Origin of the sequence: Metabacillus bambusae (assembly GCF_017497975.1) — a bacterium.
GTDB classification, from domain to species: Bacteria; Bacillota; Bacilli; order Bacillales; family Bacillaceae; genus Metabacillus; species Metabacillus bambusae.
Window position 1 is genome coordinate 97,515 of sequence record NZ_JAGDEL010000006.1, and the last position, 20,623, is coordinate 118,137.

The 20,623-nt window shown below is 35.2% G+C and carries 17 protein-coding genes and 2 pseudogenes; 2 read left to right on the top strand and 17 right to left on the bottom strand.

What is annotated here, in order from left to right:
- Nucleotides 1-199: 199 nt before the first annotated feature.
- The 5 genes from I7822_RS10435 to uraD form a co-directional block, all read right to left on the bottom strand.
- Nucleotides 200-508, bottom strand: a complete 309-nt coding sequence (locus I7822_RS10435; protein ID WP_207977739.1) for a sulfurtransferase — start codon at nucleotides 506-508, stop codon at nucleotides 200-202.
- 476 nt (nucleotides 509-984) lie between these two features.
- Nucleotides 985-1,773, bottom strand: a complete 789-nt coding sequence (locus I7822_RS10440; RefSeq protein ID WP_207977740.1) for an HAD family hydrolase — start codon at nucleotides 1,771-1,773, stop codon at nucleotides 985-987.
- Nucleotides 1,774-2,169: 396 nt separating this feature from the next.
- Nucleotides 2,170-2,514, bottom strand: coding sequence for a hydroxyisourate hydrolase (uraH, locus tag I7822_RS10445; protein ID WP_207977746.1), 345 nt, complete (start codon nucleotides 2,512-2,514; stop codon nucleotides 2,170-2,172).
- Nucleotides 2,511-3,491 carry a factor-independent urate hydroxylase gene (pucL, locus tag I7822_RS10450; protein ID WP_307847714.1) on the bottom strand — a complete coding sequence of 327 codons (981 nt, stop codon included), beginning with the start codon at nucleotides 3,489-3,491 and terminating at the stop codon, nucleotides 2,511-2,513. Before pucL ends, uraH begins: the two co-directional genes overlap by 4 nt.
- A complete protein-coding gene (gene uraD, locus I7822_RS30450; protein WP_307847715.1) occupies nucleotides 3,463-4,002 on the bottom strand; it encodes a 2-oxo-4-hydroxy-4-carboxy-5-ureidoimidazoline decarboxylase in 540 nt (179 codons plus the stop codon). Before uraD ends, pucL begins: the two co-directional genes overlap by 29 nt.
- A 210-nt stretch (nucleotides 4,003-4,212) precedes the next feature.
- On the opposite strand from uraD, the gene I7822_RS10455 reads away from it, so the two are divergent.
- Nucleotides 4,213-5,871 (top strand): PucR family transcriptional regulator, encoded by a 1,659-nt coding sequence (locus I7822_RS10455; RefSeq protein WP_207977747.1) that lies wholly within the window; start codon nucleotides 4,213-4,215, stop codon nucleotides 5,869-5,871.
- Nucleotides 5,872-5,879: 8 nt separating this feature from the next.
- Here the strand turns inward: I7822_RS10455 and I7822_RS10460 are convergent, their stop codons facing one another.
- The 10 genes and pseudogenes from I7822_RS10460 to I7822_RS10505 form a co-directional block, all read right to left on the bottom strand.
- Nucleotides 5,880-6,419, bottom strand: coding sequence for a (2Fe-2S)-binding protein (locus I7822_RS10460; protein WP_207977749.1), 540 nt, complete (start codon nucleotides 6,417-6,419; stop codon nucleotides 5,880-5,882).
- On the bottom strand, nucleotides 6,416-8,704 hold the full coding sequence (pucD, locus tag I7822_RS10465) for a xanthine dehydrogenase subunit D (RefSeq protein WP_207977751.1): 2,289 nt from the start codon (nucleotides 8,702-8,704) through the stop codon (nucleotides 6,416-6,418). Before pucD ends, I7822_RS10460 begins: the two co-directional genes overlap by 4 nt.
- Nucleotides 8,705-8,710: 6 nt before the next feature.
- Nucleotides 8,711-9,607 (bottom strand): FAD binding domain-containing protein, encoded by an 897-nt coding sequence (locus I7822_RS10470; RefSeq protein WP_207977753.1) that lies wholly within the window; start codon nucleotides 9,605-9,607, stop codon nucleotides 8,711-8,713.
- Nucleotides 9,608-9,711: 104 nt separating this feature from the next.
- A complete protein-coding gene (locus I7822_RS10475) occupies nucleotides 9,712-10,338 on the bottom strand; it encodes a nucleotidyltransferase family protein (RefSeq protein WP_207977758.1) in 627 nt (208 codons plus the stop codon).
- The gene (locus I7822_RS10480) at nucleotides 10,335-11,348 is read right to left on the bottom strand and encodes an XdhC family protein (protein WP_207977760.1); all 1,014 of its coding nucleotides are present in this window, start codon (nucleotides 11,346-11,348) and stop codon (nucleotides 10,335-10,337) included. The genes I7822_RS10475 and I7822_RS10480 overlap by 4 nt, the downstream gene beginning before the upstream one ends.
- Before the next feature lie 52 nt (nucleotides 11,349-11,400).
- Entirely contained in the window at nucleotides 11,401-12,747 is a 1,347-nt protein-coding gene (locus tag I7822_RS10485; RefSeq protein WP_207977762.1) for a 5'-deoxyadenosine deaminase, read from the bottom strand.
- Between the two features lie 340 nt (nucleotides 12,748-13,087).
- Nucleotides 13,088-13,309: a hypothetical protein gene (locus tag I7822_RS10490; RefSeq protein WP_207977764.1), complete on the bottom strand. Its 222-nt coding sequence runs from the start codon at nucleotides 13,307-13,309 to the stop codon at nucleotides 13,088-13,090.
- 173 nt (nucleotides 13,310-13,482) lie between these two features.
- A complete protein-coding gene (locus I7822_RS10495; RefSeq protein WP_207977766.1) occupies nucleotides 13,483-14,544 on the bottom strand; it encodes a LacI family DNA-binding transcriptional regulator in 1,062 nt (353 codons plus the stop codon).
- A 216-nt stretch (nucleotides 14,545-14,760) separates the two neighbouring features.
- Nucleotides 14,761-15,584 (bottom strand): annotated as a pseudogene (locus tag I7822_RS10500) (Cof-type HAD-IIB family hydrolase).
- 88 nt (nucleotides 15,585-15,672) lie between these two features.
- Nucleotides 15,673-16,397 (bottom strand): annotated as a pseudogene (locus I7822_RS10505) (YqcI/YcgG family protein).
- A 241-nt stretch (nucleotides 16,398-16,638) separates the two neighbouring features.
- Between I7822_RS10505 and I7822_RS10510 the strand changes: the two are divergent.
- Nucleotides 16,639-17,472: a manganese catalase gene (locus tag I7822_RS10510; protein WP_207977768.1), complete on the top strand. Its 834-nt coding sequence runs from the start codon at nucleotides 16,639-16,641 to the stop codon at nucleotides 17,470-17,472.
- A gap of 140 nt (nucleotides 17,473-17,612) precedes the next feature.
- Here the strand turns inward: I7822_RS10510 and I7822_RS10515 are convergent, their stop codons facing one another.
- Nucleotides 17,613-18,551: a VanW family protein gene (locus I7822_RS10515; protein ID WP_207977769.1), complete on the bottom strand. Its 939-nt coding sequence runs from the start codon at nucleotides 18,549-18,551 to the stop codon at nucleotides 17,613-17,615.
- Nucleotides 18,552-18,937: 386 nt separating this feature from the next.
- A complete protein-coding gene (locus I7822_RS10520) occupies nucleotides 18,938-20,008 on the bottom strand; it encodes a branched-chain amino acid aminotransferase (RefSeq protein WP_207977771.1) in 1,071 nt (356 codons plus the stop codon).
- Nucleotides 20,009-20,623 lie beyond the last annotated feature (615 nt).

A 20,623-nucleotide genomic window follows, 5' to 3' on the forward strand; every position in this document is an offset into this window, starting at 1 on the left:
GGAAGAAAAAATATATCATCATATATCATGTATGTCAATGAATTTTCAGATTTTTCAACTTTAAATGGAGGCAAGCAAAAATAAGTTATTATCAATAATATGTGGATATTTAATCTAACATATTGAACATGCTTGACAAAATAAAAAAAGCAGTGCCATTTCAATTGAAAAATCCACTACTTTAATAGTTGCTATCTAATTACATAATTATATCTCTAGCATTATTATGACAAGCACACTCAGCTAAACTATAACCTGTTACTTGGAAGCCATGCTTTTGTAAAAAGCGAATTCCGATATTTTTTTCGAGTTTATTAGAAGCGATGACATATACATGTTTACTTGGGATTTCATGATAAAATCTTTTTAAATAAGGTATGGGAATGACAATTGCTTGAAAGGCTTGATTCTCTGATAAATTGTTATAATCTCTAAAATCAACTACAACATGATGATCATCAAGTTGAGATCGGTTTACGTCAATACAAGGAACGCTTTTTATTGCCATAAAACTTTTATAATAAAAATACCCTAAAATCAAAACAATAATAAGTCCAATCAATAGATAAAAAATGATTATTCCCTCCTTTGTTTATATTTCTCTTTCTGCTTTTAGTAAAAATTCAAGATAGCAACATTGGTATATTGTCAACGCGCTATAAAAATCTCATTCATTACTATATAGTGAGTCAAGGTCTTTATTCAAGTAAAAAGATTCGAGCTCTCAGTTTTTTAACTGAAGCATAGATTTCCAATTCATATTGGACATTATCGTTTTTGAAACAGCCTAATACCATTAATGGTATCAGGCTGTTTTATTGTTATTAAAGAAATAATAAAATTCTTGTAATGTGGATTAGCGCTTTGACATCCAGCTCCAGGGCCTAGTGAACTTTACACTCCTCCTTCCGATAAGTCTCGCTTTATCTCATACGGAGTGCTCCAGTTCATACGTCGCTGAGCAAGGCGCTTCCGCTTTTGTTATTACTTGTTTAACTTATCTAAAATAGGATAAAGTTCTTCAAGATGTGTAATTTCAAAATTTGGGATAACTTCATTACGTTCTTTATCATGACGATTGATCCAAACAGATTTGATTCCAACTCGAGAAGCTCCAAGGATATCTGTCATTAAATTATCCCCAACCATGATTGCTTCATCTTTCGTTAAATTCATTTTTTCTAAGGCATGTTCAAAAATAGAAGCATCTGGTTTTCCTCTTCCAAATGCACCAGAGATAATGATTTGTTCAAAATATGGAACAAGCTCAGGTGTAATATCTAATTTTGTATTTTGAAGATCTGGTGATCCATTTGTTAATAATAAAAGACGGTATGTATCCTTTAGCTCGTCTAATACCTTAAATGACTCATCATATACAAATGGCTTTTGACGTCTTTGCGCTGGAAACTCTTCAGCTAATTTAGCACCAAACTCTTGATCATCGATTCCACAAGCCTTTAGCCCTCTTGTCCATGCTTCTTTACGATATGTGGGAACGATTTCTGACATCTTTTTAAAATTCTCTTCTTCATCTAAAAAGTTGCCCCATAGTCCTTCAAAGGGATTAATCCCGATCATTTGTGTAAATTCGTAAGTTTCATATGAAGAATATAGCTCTCTCGCTTCATTTCGTACAGCTTCTTCCAATAGATCTGGATCGATCCCGAATTTTTCATTTGCAATCTGACATGTTGCGATAAATGCTTCTTTTACACTTTTTTGATCCCATAATAATGTATCATCTAAATCAAAGAAGATTGCTTTAATCATATTAATTCCCCCAGTTCTGTAAACTACTATATGCAAAACTCATACTATTCAAACAATAGATTACAGAGATTTTTTCAATATGTAAATAGGATAGAGAAAATCAATTTTCGAAAACAGAAAATAATTGACTAGGTACTTCATGTAAATAAAAAAACCGTTCAGCATGTAAACGGTTTTACCTAACTTGAATGATAATTCAAGTGTGATTGTGATTATTTTTTAATAAATCATATAAACTCAGTGCAACAATTTTTGTTACGTCCATTTCATTCCTTGCAACACCTTGAAGATAATCAAGACATGACCCCTTTTTCAGTGAAGATATAACCATTAAGTAGAATCAAAGCAAATTTCCGAATTATATCAGCCCTCTTTTATCTATTCAGGAACCGCACATTAACTACCCCGATATGTTTGATAGCCCCATGGTGAGATCAGTAAGGGAATATGATAATTGCGATTCCCCATCTCCACACCGAACTGAATTGGTACCTTGTCTAAAAACATTGGTTCTGACAATTGATTATTTCTTGATTTAAAATAATCTCCGATATAGAACAGCATTTGAAACTCGCCTGCTTGTTCAATCATTTGTGGTGAAACCCTCCCATCTTGATTTGTCAACAAATAAGCTACTAGATGTTTTTCTGTTCTCTCTAATTTCCATAGTTCAATTTTTACACCTTCTGCAGGCACACCACTTGCTAAATCCAGTACATGTGTGCTTATGCTAATCGTCATATTTGGGAAATCTCCTTATCTCCAATCCTTCCTCTTCCTTCCCGATTTAGGTCATCTCTCGTAAGTGCAAATCCTTGAAAGCCATATGGCGGTCTTGGTTCTGTATATACCTTCCCATCAGTATCTGGAATTGTATCAACCACAGTCTCCCAGGTACGATTTTGCGATTGAAATGTAACATCAGTTAATTGTGGAAAACGTTCTAAAATGGTTAAGCCTATTTGATAGATAAGATGTTGAATCGATAAAGTATCGAGATTGTGGAAAACAGATGTCACAATATCCTTTACTTGTTCACTACATACATAAAGGGCTGGAGTTTCACCTGTGGAGTCTTTGTATTTTTCATAATTCCAGTTAATATTTAAATAGATAAATAGTGGTCGATTATTGTCTTCAGAGAGTGTTGTATATTCATCACGTATAAACCCTGCAAATGAATTCCCACTAATTTTAATTAGTTGTAACGCTTGGATACCACTGCTATGCTCCATAATTTCTAGGCTATTGCTTTCATTTTTCTTTGCAAACAATGACGCAACTGCTTGCTCATTTCTAGAATGATTATACACAAGCTTACTTTCCTGTGTATTCTCGTTTATTAAGGAAGTTGTCGGCATAAAAGGAGTTTCCACTCCCGATAGCTTAATTGAGTCCATTTGAGGGTATGTGTCCAAAAAGCGTTCTGCGACAAAAGCTAAAAATCCTTCTATCGTTCTCCCGTTATAATAAGCTAGATGTTTTTGAATAAAGTTTTTCATCGAGTCGGTCGCAACAATTAACTCATTGTCACCCTCTGAAAATGAACTGAATAATTGCTCACCACCTACCTCAATTTTTATGTTCCAGCCAAAGATATTATTATTTCGTTCAATTACATTCGATTCAGGTATTTTCCTCAAGCCTGTTAACGGTTTTACATTTGTGCGATATACATATACGTCTCCTTTACCGTAATACATTGTTCGATTTTCCATGATTATAGCTCCCTTCGTTTGTAACAATATCTCTTAATCTAAACCATGATATTTTATAAATTTCCTCCATGGCTGTTTCAAATTCTTGTTCTTCTTTATTTTTAACTCTCCTTTTCATTGAGTCATAAATAGAATCTTTATTATGACCACGTACTGCTAAAACAAAAGGGAAACCATACTTCTTAATATATTTGTTGTTAAGCGCTATAAAACGCTTGTATTCATTTGGAGAAAGCTGATCTAAACCTGCTTGTTGTTGTTCAATCTTAGAGGAAGTGGATAATTTTATTTTTGTACCTAAATCAGGATGTGCTTGAATTAAAACAAGCTTTTCTTCCTTTGAAGATTTCTCAACAAGCTTTACCATTGAACGATGAAGAAATTGTACCGAAGGAAAAGGTCGTAACTCCCAAACTTTGTCAGCAATCCATGGAGTATCTTCGAATATCCAGCCAAGAAGTGCTACAAACTCTTTCCGTGAAAATTCATTCACATCCTTTATTGTAATCAAATAATCACTCCATCCCAAAATTCATGTTATTTATTATTACATATTATGTTATATTATTAACATAATAATCGTTTCCTCTTCATTTTTCATTAGTTATCATCACTAGTTTCAGAAATTTCTCTTAGTCAAATTAACCAAAAAGCATGACGAATGATTTTACTATGTATTATTATGTAACGTTTTCTAACATTATAATAAGGTGGGATCTTGATGAAAATGAGTGAATTATTAAAAATACCGATTCTTTCCAACGCAAAAATTGCTGCAGGTAAAAACGGTGTAGGTCGAAGTGTGCAAACAGTCAATATGATGGATGCCCCTGATATTATTCAATTTTTAAAGCCCAATGAATTATTAGTGACCACTGCATATTTTATTCGTGACAATCCTACAGAGATGGTCAATCTCGTCAGATTTATGGCAAAGAATAATTGCTCCGGACTCGGAATAAAAACTAGACGTTTTTTACATTCCATCCCCTCTGAAGTTATTAAAATAGCAAATGAAGAGAACCTTCCCTTAATTGAACTTCCTCTTGAACATTCATTAGGAGAAATTGTTAATGAGTCATTAAGTTACATTCTAGAAAGACGAACAAAGGAGCTACAATTCGCAATAAATACACAAAGAGAATTTACCAAGCTTGTACACAAGGGAGAAAAATTACCAAAAATCATTGATCGTCTTTCCACAATTCTTGATAAACCGATTTTGCTTATTGATCATTTAAATCGCGTATTAGTTGAAACACACCATTTTCGTAGTAATGAAATGAAAAAACTCTTAAAAAATATTGTAAAAGACATGGATACTAATCATTCGTCAATTAAACAGCAACCACTTTGCCTTTCTGTTTACAAACCAACTTCCCTAAAAGGCAAATTCGTTCATTTTTTTCCAATCGATACCTATTTTAAGAAAAGTAATTTACTAATTATTGGTTTTGATTTTCCCATTGATGGATACACTCTTTTATCAGTAGAGCAAGTAACAAACGTCATTTCCTTCGAGCTACTGAAACAACATGCATTATCAGAGAAAAATCTACATATTAAAAATAATTTTTTTACAGCATTATTAGATGGTGACATACCTGAAAGTGAGGTTTTGAAACGAGGGAGAAAATACGGACTGAAAAAGGATCAATCTTACAATGTAATCGCCTGTAAAATTGATGAAAATAACGATAGAATAACACAATCTCTATCTTTTTATAACTCTTTTCAAGTGGAAGGTTTTAAATTCACGATTTATGAGCATTTAAAAGCAATGTTTTCAAAAACAGGAATGGAGTTTTGTATTTTTATAAAGAATGATGCTTTTGTTCTATTACTAGATCGAGAGAATTCGAAATCTGAACAGCAAGTAACTGAGTTTATTCAATCCGTACAAAAGAAACTGCATGAGCAATTAAACGTGTCTATTTCTTTTGGTGTAAGTACTCACTGTGAAGATATACGGAATATTCATAAAGGATATCGACATGCTGCGGAAGCATTAGAGGCAGGGTATCAACTTAGAAAGAGTCACTTCGTTCAAACATATCGCGCCAAGGATATCACTGAATTACTCCAAATGATTCCACTTTCAAATGTAACAGAATTTTATGAGAGCACCCTTAAAGAACTTGCCTATACAAACAATAAAGATTTACTAAGTTTAGTTCAAACCATTTCAGTCTTTATTGAAAATCACTGCCAAATCGCCGAAACAGCTAAACGGTTATATGTTCATCGAAATACAGTTGTTTATCGACTAGAAAAATGTGAGGAATTATTAAACATTTCCTTAAAAGATCCTGATGAAACTCTAAGGCTTCGGATTGCTTTGTTAATTCGTTCGTTTCTTCTTGAAAAGATAAAACCTTAGGTGGACTTTCACTCTAAGGTTTTATTGTCAAAAATAGCTGAAGATTCATTTTTATAACGCTGAACCGCCCGAAGAATCCCATTGTACCCAGTACATCTACAAAGATTACCACATAAATAGTCGAGTATTTCTTCTTCTGTTGGCTGATTATTTTTGTCTAACAATGATTTTAGCGCAATAATCATACCTGGTGTACAATACCCACATTGAAGGGCACCTTCCTCCAAAAACGCTTGTTGTATTGGGTGGAGATTCTCTTGTGAAACCTGTTCGATTGTTTCGATTACCGTACCATTGGCTTGATAAGCCATAACTAAACATGAATTCACCACATTTCCGTTCATTAAAACGGAACACGAACCACATCTACCAATTTCACATGATATTTTCGTTCCGGTTAATTCTAAATCTTTACGTAAAAGGTCAACTAATCGATAGGTAGGAGGTACAAAAAGACTGTATAATTGACCATTAATTGTTATGTTTAATGCAATCTTATTTTCTAGTATTCTATCATTTGAACTATTTTCAAATCTATCAATTCTCATTCAGATACCCCCTGTTTATAAAACGAAAATGAAGTCGTCTGAAGAGAATTCAATATTTCTTCAGAAGAAACAGGTAGCTTCTTGACCCATAATCCGCACGCATCATGAATTGCTGCAGTAATTGCTGGGGCAACAGCAACAGTGCCAATTTCACCAACACCTCTAGGTCCGAACACGTCGTTTTCAATTAATGATTCATCAACATCAACATTTGTCACAAGAGGGATGTCCCTAATCGTTGGAATAATGTACGAATCAAAATTCTCGGTATGATAACGAGCGTTTTCCATTAGCGAATCTTCAAATAACGTAAAACCTAGTCCCATAATGGCACCACCCTCAATTTGCCCTAAATAGCCTAGTGGATTGACGACAGGACCAGCTGCAACAGCATGATCAAGCTTTGTCACCTTAATTTGACCTGTTAATTGATTAATTTCAACCTCAGCTGCAACTGCTGCATACGTGTGTAAATAATGCCCGCCAATAATCGCATCAGGAGTCGTAGGAAAGTGAAATTGCGTTGAACAAACAGGAAGCTCCGTTTTCAAGCTGTTCGCTAGTTCTTTATAGGTGATCACAATCTTACTCTTTTCACCTTTCTCCCAAACCCCATTTTCTCCGAGCATCAGAAGCTCCTCTGCAACACCAGAAAGATGTGATGCAGCATTTAGTAGTTTGTTTTTCCAAGGTCCTTTTAATTTGTTCATTCCTTGCCAGATCATGTTTGTTGAACGAGAGGCAGTCGAGGATCCTGAGGCAGGAACTAACCCAGTATCCCCAATAACGATTTTTATATCTTCTTTCGCACAACCGAGCATATCTGTCAGCAATATTTCAATTGTTGCAAGTAACCCTTGACCGAATTCTTCGAAACCAAATGCTATTTCAACCTTCCCCTCTTTCGTTAAAGATAGACGGGCACCAGATGGATCTGGCCTTCCAAACCCAAGCCCACCACCATGCATAGTGATAGCAACACCCTTGCCTCTTATACTCCAATTATCTTGTACTTTTAGAGGAGCTGTTAAAATCGGTGAGGACTTAATCATCTTCAGAACATTTTTCGCTCCATCATTTGCAACAATTCGTTGACCAAGTGGCCCCAAATCCTCTGCCTCTCTAATATTCATCTCACGTAATTTTAAAGAATCAATTTTTAGCATTTCTGCAAGTCTTTCAATTTGCGATTCTAAAGCAAAGGTTACTTGATTACCACCAAACCCCCTAAACTCACCCGACACCCCGTTATTCGTAAATACAGAAAACCCTTCGATATCAACATTCGGAATCATATACGGACCAGTCGAATGCTCTACTGCAAAATCTAACACAGCTGGTCCTAATGTGGCATATGCTCCTGTATCAGCAGTGATTCTCACAAAATGACCAACTAACAAACCATTTTCTTTTGCACCAGTAATCATTTTTATTTTCATTGGGTGACGCTTTATTCCTGCTTTGACAGATTCAATTCGCTTGTTATGGAGTTTGACTGGTCTTTTCGCCTTTATTGCAAGCAATGCCGCATATGGTTGGATATTCAACTCATCCTTCCCACCGAATGAGCCTCCGATCGGACTTGAAATGACACGAATATCACTTTCAGGCATTGCCAATATCCTAGCTAACTGCATACGATCCTTGAATCCGTGCTGTGTCGCAGCATATACGGTGATTTTACCATCCTCTTCTGGAACAACTACACCACCCTCAGTTTCCATATACGCATGCATTTGTCTCGGTGTCTCATATGTTTCCTCGACAATATAAGGGCACTCTTTTATTGCAATCATGACATCACCACTACTTTTATAGCCTGCACGATGAAGGATATTCCCTCCCGGATGTAGTTTAACCGCAGAATCGATCAATGCCTTATCAGTATCATCAATTACTTCAAGTATTTCATACTCAACCTGAATCAACTTGATCGCCTTCTCAGCAATTTCTTCACTTTCTGCCGCTACAGCTGCCACTGCATCCCCCAAATACCGAACAACATCTTCACATAAAACCGGCTGATCTGGGAATATCAAACCAAATCGATTCATACCAACTACATCCTTATGAGTAACGACAGAAATAACACCTTCTAATTGTTCTGCTTTCGATGTTGAAATCGACAAAATTTTAGCATGAGGATAAGAACTCCGTAACACTTTCCCATATAGCATCCCCGGAAAAGAATAATCAGTTAAATATTTAAGAGATCCTGTTACCTTCTCATATCCATCAGGACGGATTTTCCATTTCTCTTGATAATTATCTCGTATCAATTTCACATATCTTCATCCTTCCTTACCACAAAAAATGTTCATTAATTCAGCAACAAGTAGATTTGCCGCTACCTGTTTTCGATATGTCTCCGTTATAAAGGGATCAGAGTAGGAATTGATTTCATCAATAATTTCTAGGTAAAGAGATCTTAGTAAATTTTCATCAAAATCGTTTGTTTCCAATATTTTTTCAACTACGATTAGTCGACATGGATCATTGTTACCCCCACCCACTGCGATTCGAATATACTCCAATCGCTTAGCACTTATTCGCCTCCATTGTGCACAGATTGTCACCAAAGCTGGTGTAAACGCTTCTCTTCTCCCCACCTTCTTAAAAATGGCTTGGTCTTCCTTCTTTTGGCATGGAATACTAATAAATAGCAATAGAAAGTTAAGTTTTGGTGAATCCCTTTGTAATCTAAGCAATTCCCATAATTTTATAACCTTTGTCTTATCTTGAATTCTTATTGTCAATTCAGCATCTAAAACAAGCAGAGCAGGTATGGAATCACCGATACCACTCGCAACATTCCCACCAAGTGTTGCCCGATTTCGAACAGCTGGTGCTGCAACCTTTTTACATGCTGCAATAAGTAATGGAACATGTTCATTGATAATAGGGTTTTCTAAACATTCAGAAATTGTCGTTAGTGTGCCTATTTCAACGAACGAACGATCCCCTCGCTCAATATACATAATCTCTTTTAACTCTGTAATTGATGCTACGTTTATTAATGTTGTTGAAAGCGGTAAGCCAGCTTCCCAATTAAGCTGGATAAGTGTTCCTCCTGCGATAAAAACACCACCTAATTCTCTCAGCCTCATCGCATCCTGAATGAGACGTGGATGTTCAACTAAAATATCAGATTTCGTAATAGCAGCCATCTCATTTTTCACCGTGATCACCTATTCTCTCCTGAAATTTTCTTAAGTGAATGACTAAAACAATTCTCTAAAGCATAATTTTGAATGGATAAGTAAAAAAAGGAGAACACCTAGCTATGAGCAGCTCAAGAAATCATATTAGAATTTCTCAAATAGAAGGACCTTGCAAATTCGAAATCTTCTACAGTATCAATATCGAAAAGCTGATCTGAATTTACTGAAATGCTCGTTCCTGTTAAAGTACCATTTTTCAACAAACTACGCGCTCCTTCATCACCACGAATTGTCATGATCTCAGCAAATGCTTTTTGATTAAATATTATCGGTGGCTTCAACACCCCACCAACAGCTGATGCAACAAAATCATGTTCATTTCTCGCTTCATGTATTAATCGATTAATCATTCCAGATGTTACAAATGGTTGATCTGCAAGAAAGACAACAATAGACTCTGCACCTAATTGAAGCGCACGCCTTATACCCGTCCTAAGAGAAAAAGATTGTCCTAAATGCGCCTGTAAACTAATGATATTTTCCCATTTATCTGGATAAGCTTGAAGATCATCTGCAGAATTAAGCCATACTGTATTAAAATCATTTGTCACAACTAACAAATGATCAATATTTGATTGCATTATCTCTTTCAATGCAATTGTACCTAGAGGTTTTACTGATAACGGTAAAGATAATTTACATTTTCCCATTCGCTTACTATTACCCGCAGCAAGATAAATCCCAATGTTCCTCTTCATAGAGCAACCGCCAACCTCCTAGCTTTAATTTGAATAAGCTCGGCCATAATACTTATCGCAATCTCTTGAGGTCCTTCTGCTCCGATTGCTAAACCAACAGGAAAATGAATCCACTTAGGAATTCTTACACCTTTTAAAAGTTTTTCCGCACGAACCTTTGAGCCTAAGATTCCAAAATAAGCAATTTTCTTTTCAAGCAGTAAATGGATAAGTTGATCATCTTTTTCATAATTATGGGTCATCAAAACATTTGAATCAGAAGAAGAGAAGGAAAAGGATTGAGCAAATTCAGAAGGTGAAGCAATGTACGTTTTATAAACAAATGGAAAATAGATTTCATTACAAAAGGCGGGTCGCCAATCTGCAACAATCACTTGAAAACCTGTAAGATGTGCGAGATGCGCAAGAGGAATCACATCCACTCCAGCTCCATATATAAAAAGCCTTGGTCTTGCCATAATCTTTTGCATAAAATACACCTTTTGATCTCTTTGCAGCAATTGAGCACATTCGTCTTGATGAATTGTTGGTCGTTCACCCTGCCATTGACCAAAAGATCCCCCCTTTGCCGTACAAAAAAGGTAATCCAATACTTTGCCCTGCATCGAGATTCTCTTTACATATGTTACATCAATACCATGATTAACAAGGTCCCTAACCTTCCTTAAGTCCTCTTTAAGAAGCGATGTGACCGATTCAACCACAACCTTTATTATTCCATTACAGCCAGCACCCTGCCCCCATGACAAGTCATCTTCACCTGTGAGGTCATATGTAACAATTGTTGAGTTCGGATTCGGATCATATAAGAAATCATTTACTCGTGCAAATAAGTCTTGCTCAAGACACCCTCCACTTAAAAGCCCTACTTGCTGACCCTTCTCTAGAAACAACATCATCGCTCCTGCCCTTTGATATGCTGAACCTTGAACATCAATAATTGTTGCTAAAACACTTTTACACGAAGAATCGCAAACCGTATCGAGTATTTCATATATGTCCGAACGCATGTTTTACCCCCTTCTAAAAAAACTCTCATTATCTATTTCTAGTATCTGATAATTATCTGATCGTAAAGTTTCCCTTAGACAATCTTTTCAATAAACGTTTAATCGCTTTATTTGCTTCCTTTAAAACGACTGACTTGTCGATCGTCTTTATGATTCGATTTTCCATAACCACTTTTCCGTTAATAATCGTTGTTTCCACATCACCTCTTGTGGCTGAATAGACGATTCTTGAAATAGGATCCACATCTACTGAAGGGTATGTATGGAAATTATTTAAATCCAAAATAACAACATCTGCTTTTTTCCCAACCTCTAAGCTACCAATCTCTTTTTCTAATCCCATCGCTGCCGCTCCACCCATTGTCGCCATACGGAAAACCTTTGTAGCATCCATTGCAGTTGGACCATGAATTGGTTTTTGAATAAGAGCTGTTAATCGCATTTCATGAAACATATCCAAATTATTGTTACATGGAGCACCATCTGCACCAAGACTTAAACATATTCCTTTATCGTGCATATCAGGTGTTTCAGCAATACCTGAAGCAAGCTTTAAGTTTGAACCAGGACAATGACTAACCTTCACACCTTTCTCGCGAATAATCCGTTTTTCATTGTCATCCAACCATATACAATGAGCTAAAATTAACCTCGGGCTCGTTAAGCCAAGATGATCTAAATAAACGACATTTCTCATCCCACGTTCATTTTCTACAATTTCAATCTCTTTTAAATTTTCTGAAGCATGAGTATGAACCATCGCTTGATATTGATTAGATAAATCCCTTATCTCAGTTAGCATTGCCTCTGTACATGAAATAACAAATCTAGGTGAAAAAGCATATTGAATACGGCCATTATCGTAGTTGTTCCACTTTTCCAACAAGTCAACACTTTCTTGAATCGACTCATTTGTTTTTTCTAATAGATTAACAGGAACATTATCCCCTTGATCCATCATTACTTTCCCTGCTAGAGCTCGGATTCCACTTTCTTCAATTGCTCTAAACGCAAATTCTGTGTGACGAACTGTTTCCATATCGATGATTGATGTTGTACCACTTTGAATAAGCTCACCAATTCCTAACATAGCAGAATAGTAGATAGATTCTTCATCATGTGCAGCTTCAAGCGGCCATATTTTCTTCGATAACCAGTCTAAAAGCTCTAAATCATCACCCTGACCTCTAAATAATGTTTGACAAAGGTGAATATGGCTTTGAATGAATCCAGGAATAATTGTTTTACCTGTTGCATCTATGATTTTATCAGGCAATACCCCATCAATACGTTTAGAAATCTGCACAATTCTATCATCTTCTATCAAAAGATCTCCATAAACAATATCTGTATGTTCATTCATAGTAATAATTTCTGCGTTTTTTATAAGTATTTGCACTACTCATACCACCCTTTCGATCGAATCAGCACACTTCAATATATCCCTATGTCACTTTTCGTTACAACGGTTGTTAGATATTTTTATAATAATACCAATTTTCTTTTTTGTCATTGTGCATTAACCATAAATCCCTTTCTGGAAATTGGATACAATCCATAAAATCTAATCATACTAGCTTATACAACGTTAGATTTTCTGACACATTCATCCAGATGAATTGCATCTATACTAAGTTTATTAATTTCTACAAAAAAAAGACTAAACTCAAAATGAGTCAGTCTTATTAAATGATGAAATTTTCACTGTTGATTAAAGAAATTTTAAAATTTATTTTCTTTCATATTTTATTAAATTTCACATAAGACCACACTCTAACAAGAATAAGGATATTTGCAAACAAACCAAAAACGACCATAATTGGAACAACGGTTTGTAATGAGATTAATACACCAAGTAATGGCATAGATGTTAGAGCAAAACCAAATCCAGTTGTACCTTGAACGATTGCAGCAACAAATATAATGATTAATCCTAAAATTATTATCGATAAATCAATCACACTCATCCCATTGTAAATAACGTTTCTCCACTTGAAAATTGAACACTTCAAGACACTATTAATTGTCAAAGCAATTGTTTTTTAGAATTGAGATTTCAATAAATATAAAAGGATGAAACCATTGTGATTTCACCCTCTTAGTTTCACACATCTAAATGGAACCAGCTACTTTATTAGACACCATCTTCTTTTGGTTTTGTTGTCGATTCTCTTACTATCATTTCACAAGTAAGAAGGACTTTTTCATGCTGATCTTTGCCATTTTTAATTTTATTGAATAAAGATTTGACTGCTCTTCTTCCAAGCTGCTCCTTTGGCACATGAATTGTCGTAAGTGTAGGCGATTTAAGATAGGAGTTTTCTAAATTATCAAATCCTGTAACAGATATATCTTCTGGGATATTGAAGCTTAGTCCCTTTAACAAGTCGATAACATAAAGGGCGATCAAATCATTCGCACAAACGAAAGCTGTAGGCAACTCATTCCCCTCCTCTACTTCTTTTTCAATCCAAGCCTTAATATTCGAATACATGTCCTCAAACTCAAGTCCAATATGTAAGGTAACATGTTCATTAGATTGATCTGTTAGGTTATGAAGCTCTAATGCACTTCGAAAGCCAAGCCAGCGATCATAAAAACTTCGTGAATAATGATAACTCCCAATGAATTTCATTTTTTTATGACCTAGTCCTATTAAATAATTTGTTAATAGGTAGCTGCTATCATAATTATTTGCAAAAATTGTATCTGTCGTAAACAGTGGCTCTTCCGAATCAATTAATACAACTGGGATTCTCCATTTTTTAAATTCTAAAAGTATTGTTGTTGAGAGATTACCTACGCAGATAATACCGATAAAACCTTGAGGATTAATGACATTAGCAAAATTATCTGTTTCTGTCATAATAACCATGCCAAGTGAAAGATCATTTAATTCGAGAGAAATCCCATCAATGATTTTCCCCCAATAGACCGAATCTTGATATTGACTTCTTGGTAAAACCACAAGGACATTCTTTTGAGCTGATCTTCCTTGTTGATTATTATTTTTCGACTTAGTTTCTGTTGGAAAGTTGATATCTTCAGTTTTGTACCCTAACTGTTTTGCTGTTTCAAGCACCTTTTCTCTTGTTTCTTCCTTAACACCGCTTTTTCCAGCTAAGGCTCTTGATACAACATATTTAGAAACCCCAAGATAATCCGCAATTTGCTGAATAGTAACTTTCTTCCCCATCTTTACACCTCTATATTATTAACCATCACAAATGTTAGTTTTATTATTTTATTATACTAACACTATATCATTTATCTAATCGTATATAAAAGTCGAATGTAGAAAGATGTAAAAGAGGAGATTATCATGAATTAATTGAAGGTAATCTGAAAAAAATCAAAATGAACACAAAAAATGAAGTCGACCTTATTGTTCGATAAGATCGACTTCTAGTACTTAAACTGGAACTGTTTTATTTAGAACAAACTCTTCTACAACTTTTGCAACACCATCATTCATATTTGTATCTGTAACAAAATTAGCAATTTCTTTAATATCCTCTGGAGCATTGCCCATTGCTACACCAAGACCAGCAAATTCAATCATCGCCAAATCATTGTAGCTATCACCAATAGCAATCACTTCATCACGGTTAATACCGAAGACTTGTATTAATTGATTTAAGCTCGTCCCCTTTGTCACACCTTTTTCGGTAAATTCTAAAAAGAAAGGCTTTGAACGCATTACACTGAATTCTTCATCTAATTCAGCTTGAAGCTTTGTTTCGACTATTTTTAACTTTTCAGGTGCATCTACCATTAATACTTTAACAACTGGCTCTGATACAGCATCTATAAATTTTTCAACAACATTAATTGGTAAACCAGTCAGATCTGATTCTATTGTTGTATATGGATTTTCTTCTTCTGTAATGATTTCATCACCTACATAGGTATGGATATAAACACCTTCACGGCGACTAATTTCATACAGGGTATGAACAGCTTTCGGAGTTAACGTGCTACTGAAAATTTCTTCAAACGTTTGACAGTTTAATATTTTCCCACCATTAAAAGAGAGAATAAAACTACCATATTTCGCTAAGGAAAGTTCTTCAGCAATATGCTTCATTCCGAATGTAGGGCGTCCAGATGCTAGAACGACCTTCACACCCACATCTCCTGTGCTGCCATAAGAGCTTGTTTTGTACGTTCTGAGATAGTATGGTCATCACGTAATAATGTATCGTCTAAATCTAACACAATCATTTTGTAAGACATTTGCGCATTTCCCTTCTATTTGAGCATTATCTTTTATCCTACTACAAATCAAAAAGAAATGGGACAAAACCTTATAAATTTGCTAGATTTATTTATGATGAAATGGGCACTTCCCCTCAATAGGCTTAACATCATCTCCAATAAAATATTGCTTCCACTCTCTATGCTCAGGATCCCCATAGTGGCTAATATTAGGATGTTTTGGTAGCTGATCCCATTTTTCAACACGTTCTCTTACCTTTTCTCTAGACATTACTCCACCTTTTGAAGTTCCTTCTAGCCCTTCAAAGATTCTTCTAGGTTGAAAACCAAGGACAAGACAGTTTCCTAAATCTCTCGTCTTTCTTTGTTTATATGCTGGTGCATTTCCAAACACAAAGAAAGGCTCATTAGCAAATGAAAATGCCCATAAATGGTGATCAGGATCTTGAGGAATGTTCTCTGGCCATGGTTGATCATCTGTGTCATGTAGGTATTTTAATATATTCCAAAAATAATCACGATATCTAATGTCCTCTCTTCTTTTTCAGGTTCAACAAACACAAATAAACCGTGTCGTGTAAGTTTTGGTGCATCAACAAATAGTTTAATAAACTCTTCAATTGCTCGAGGTAGATTTGACCAATCCTCATGATGAATAAACGAATAGCGTAATTCACCTTTCTTCTCAGCTGTCATGCCAAAATAACAAGGAAATGTATGATCAGTTACTGTAGTATGAAATGTGTTATATTCTTCCACAACCCAATTTGGAACTATATTTTGATTAACCATATCCTCTTTTTCTAGTAAATATGTAGCTGTTGTTTTCATGTCAATACACCCTCCATTATGTTTAATAGAGATCACTTACCCTATTTCATAAACGATTAAGCATACATCTTTATTTTTCAGGTTTGACCTTAGCTGTATCTACAATTTGCAAACATATAGTCTCTTTGTCTTATATTCTTTTAAATTGTTTTATATCAATTATGTCGGGTAATAGAATACGGAAGTTCAAAAATAGTAACAATTTTTATTTGCTAAAGCTATTAAAGGAGGATTCTTTCATATGTTTCGTCACCAAAAAGAATTACAGTATGAAGTAAAGGTAGACCGCCCAGATCCTATGCTCGCCCGTAAAGTTCAGGAAGTATTGGGTGGGCAATTTGGTGAAATGACCGTCATGATGCAATATCTGTTTCAAGGCTTCAACTGTCGCGGAGAAGAAAAATATAAGGACATGCTGATGGATATTGGCACAGAGGAAATTGGCCATGTAGAAATGCTTTGTTCGCTTATAAGTCAGTTGCTAGATGGTGCTTCTCCTGAGGATCAAGCAAAAGCCGCAAAAGACCCAGCTACAGCAGCAATAATGGGTGGTATTGATCCCCAGCATCTACTTGTGAGCGGTCTTGGTGGAATGCCTACCAACTCAAATGGCGTACCTTGGAATGGCTCGTATATTGTTGCAAGTGGGAATTTATTAGCTGATATGCGTGCTAATCTTCATGCAGAATCTCAAGGGAGACTTCAAGTAGCAAGGTTATACCACATGACAAATGATGAAGGTGTCCGAGCAACATTCCGCAAAATGTTAGCACGAGACCGATACCATCAATACCAATGGATGGCTGCCATTGAGGAATTAGAAGAGAAAAATGGAGTTGTCGTTCCTGCTACATTTCCTCGAGAAGCAGAAGAAGAAGCCCAGACAGAAGCATATGAATTCTGGAACTTATCGGAAGGAGAGGAATCTGGAGAAGGTCCTTGGGCAACCGGTAGTGCACCGGATGGCTCTGGAGATTTTGTATATGTGACAAAACCAGTCCCGAAAGGACAGATTCCTTGTCCAAAAATACCTAGTGCAGTTCTACATCATGATCTAGATAAAAAAACAAAATAATAATTTAAAGTGAGTTTTATCTATAATTAAAGCTCTTCTACCAAGAACGCATGCTGTAACACTGATTACAATGCCACAAGTGTTAGAAGTAAATGAAAAGGCTGGCAACAAACCCTTTAAGGTTTATTACCAGCCTTTTTTTAGATTTTTGCAGCAGCTTGCTTTGATGCTAATATTTGCACTTCAATTGATCCAGAGCTTTTGTTCACAATTGTTTTAATCATAACTGGGTAATCCTTGTTATTCATAAATTTAAAGTCTGGACCTCCCCATGATACTGTTGCATCTCTACCAGCAGGAACATAGCCTACCGATAATGAGTGTGAGTGTAGTTCAAGGATTTCTAAACCAGCTTCTGCAACAGCATTATATAAAGTAGAAGATGTTTGACATATCCCTCCGCCAATACCTTCAACAAACTCTTTATTCACAATTTCCTTCGCTTTTTGATACCCTCGTGCAGGTGTACGCTCTCCAACAACTAAATTGAAATAAAAACGATCTCCAGGGCCTAATACAATTTGATTGATTGTATTTGCAGATAAAGCAATGTTTTCAGTACGTCCCCACACATTTGCGTTGAAAGTTGTCTTGTAGCTACCGATAACAATCTCATCAATTCCCTTTATGGTTTCTTGCGTAACATTCGGTGATTCTTCCTGAAGTGGTAACGCAATTGTTTTATCAAGTGCACGGACATTTTTCAACGATTCTACTAGCTTTTCCTCATCGAGAACCACACGACTCTGACCATTTGTAAGCTGCCCATTACTTAATTTCACAGGAATCATCGGTTGGTCTAATTTATCCGCTAACCCATCCGCAAGCTTATTCAACTCTTTCACATATTCTTCCGGTTTAGGATTTATCTTTGGTGTAAATGAATGGAGGATTTCCTGTGTTGTTGGATGAATTAAGTCCACTGATAATTCAACCGCTTTTTCAACTAACTGAGAAGTATTAGTAGCCATCCCTCTTACTGACAAAGGTTCCTCTTTTTGATTACCGCTTGTCATACTTGAACTACACCCTGTAACCATCAATAAAAGTACAATCGAAGAAACATATTTTTTATACATTCGCTCTCCCACTTTTCTCGCAAGATATTCTTTCTCTAACTTAAAATAATTTAATCCCCATTAATTACTTTATTTGATAAGCATCCCTTAACTTGAATAAACCATTTGTTTTAAAAAGCAATTTAACAACCCTATAATATATATTGCTTATCTATTCAAAATATCCTTCTTATTTGTTAAAAATTACCTTCATAAATGATTAATAAATACTATTTTACTACAAATTTGTGGTAAAAAGCCTTAAAAATAATAAAAATTTCTTATGGTTTATTCACCTTATTAGACGAAATAAGTTTGATATTTGTTTCATGAAATTTCCTTATTTTTGCATAAAAAAAGAAGACCACACCATTTGTGGTCTCCGATACATATTATGATAGGAAAGCTCAGTTTACTGCGACAACCCAATTAAATATATCCTCATGTTCACCTGTTTGAATTCCAGTTAACGTATCATATAACTTCTTAGTAAGTTCACCAGTTTCTCCATTGTTAAGCACAATATTTTCTTCATTATAGAATAATTCACCGATTGGAGAAATAACTGCTGCTGTACCAGTACCAAATGCTTCTTCTAATAAGCCTTCTTTATACGCTTTATAAACATCTTCTATTGAAAGCTTACGTTCTGAAACAGGAACATTCCAATGCTTTAACAATTGAAGAATTGAATTTCTTGTTACACCTTCAAGGATACTTCCATTTAATGATGGTGTTATGACTTCACCGTTAATCTTGAAGAAAATATTCATACTTCCAACTTCTTCAATATACTTTTTCTCCACACCATCTAGCCAAAGAACTTGAGAGTAACCTCTTTTTTCTGCTTCTTCCTGTGCTTTTAAGCTAGAAGCATAGTTTCCACCCGTTTTCGCTTTGCCTGTTCCGCCTTCCACAGCACGAACATATTGATTTTCTACAAATATTTTAACTGGGTGAATTCCTTCTTTATAATAAGATCCTACTGGAGAAAGGATAATCATAAAACGATAATACTTAGATGGTGCAACTCCAAGGTAATATTCTGTTGGAATAATGAAAGGTCGAATATATAATGATGTTCCTTCGGCAGTTGGAATCCACTCTTTATCAATTGATACTAATTCTTTTAAAGCTTCAATGACAAATTCTTCATCAATTTGAGGAATACAAAGTCGATCATTTGATAAGTTCAATCTATGCATGTTTTTATCAGGTCTAAACAACAGTACTTTGTCTTCTTTTGTACGATATGCTTTCAAACCTTCAAATACAGTTTGACCATAGTGAAATACCATTGTTGAAGGACTCAAAGAAATAGGTTCATAAGGTACGATTCTCGGGTCATACCATCCTTTTGCTCCACTATAATCCATCATAAACATGTGATCAGTAAAAGTACGTCCGAATTCTAATTGATCTGCGTTAGGTTTTTCCTTTTTTGTTGTACTTAATGTGATATTGATTTTATTAGTCATAGCTAACTCTCCCAGTTCAAAATAATTTAAAAGTAGCTATTATCGAAATAATAACTTTACATCCTATAAAAAATTTAAAAAATTCAATTAACTGTATTAACCTATTTTATACCTTTTATGAACTAGTTAACAACTGTTTTTCGACAAAAGATTCAAAATAATCTATAAAAATATTATTTTAAATTAATTTTTATGTTATATCTGTATAATATTGTATGTTTTTTGTATTTTTAGCAGATTCCTTATTCATTAAGGCTGTTGTCGTAAACTTCGTTGCTATATAAAAAGTATATGGGATGGTTGATTGCAGCGAGAGGATGCTCGCTCCGCGGGGCGGGCGGTGAGCCTCCTCGACGCAAGCGCCTGTGGGGTCTCACCTGACCCGCTGCTCCCGCAGGAGTCTCGCACCTTCCTCTCCAATCAACCTAAAACTGTTTTTGTTCAAGAAACTATAAAAAACAACATTTTTTGAAAAAAGCCTTCAATTAAAGTACACATGTAAAACATTCCATTTTATATTTCCCTCAAAAAAAAAGACATCCTATGAAGATGCCTTTTCTCAAGATAATCCACTAATTTAACATTTTACTATAGGAAAGATTCATCTGACTAATT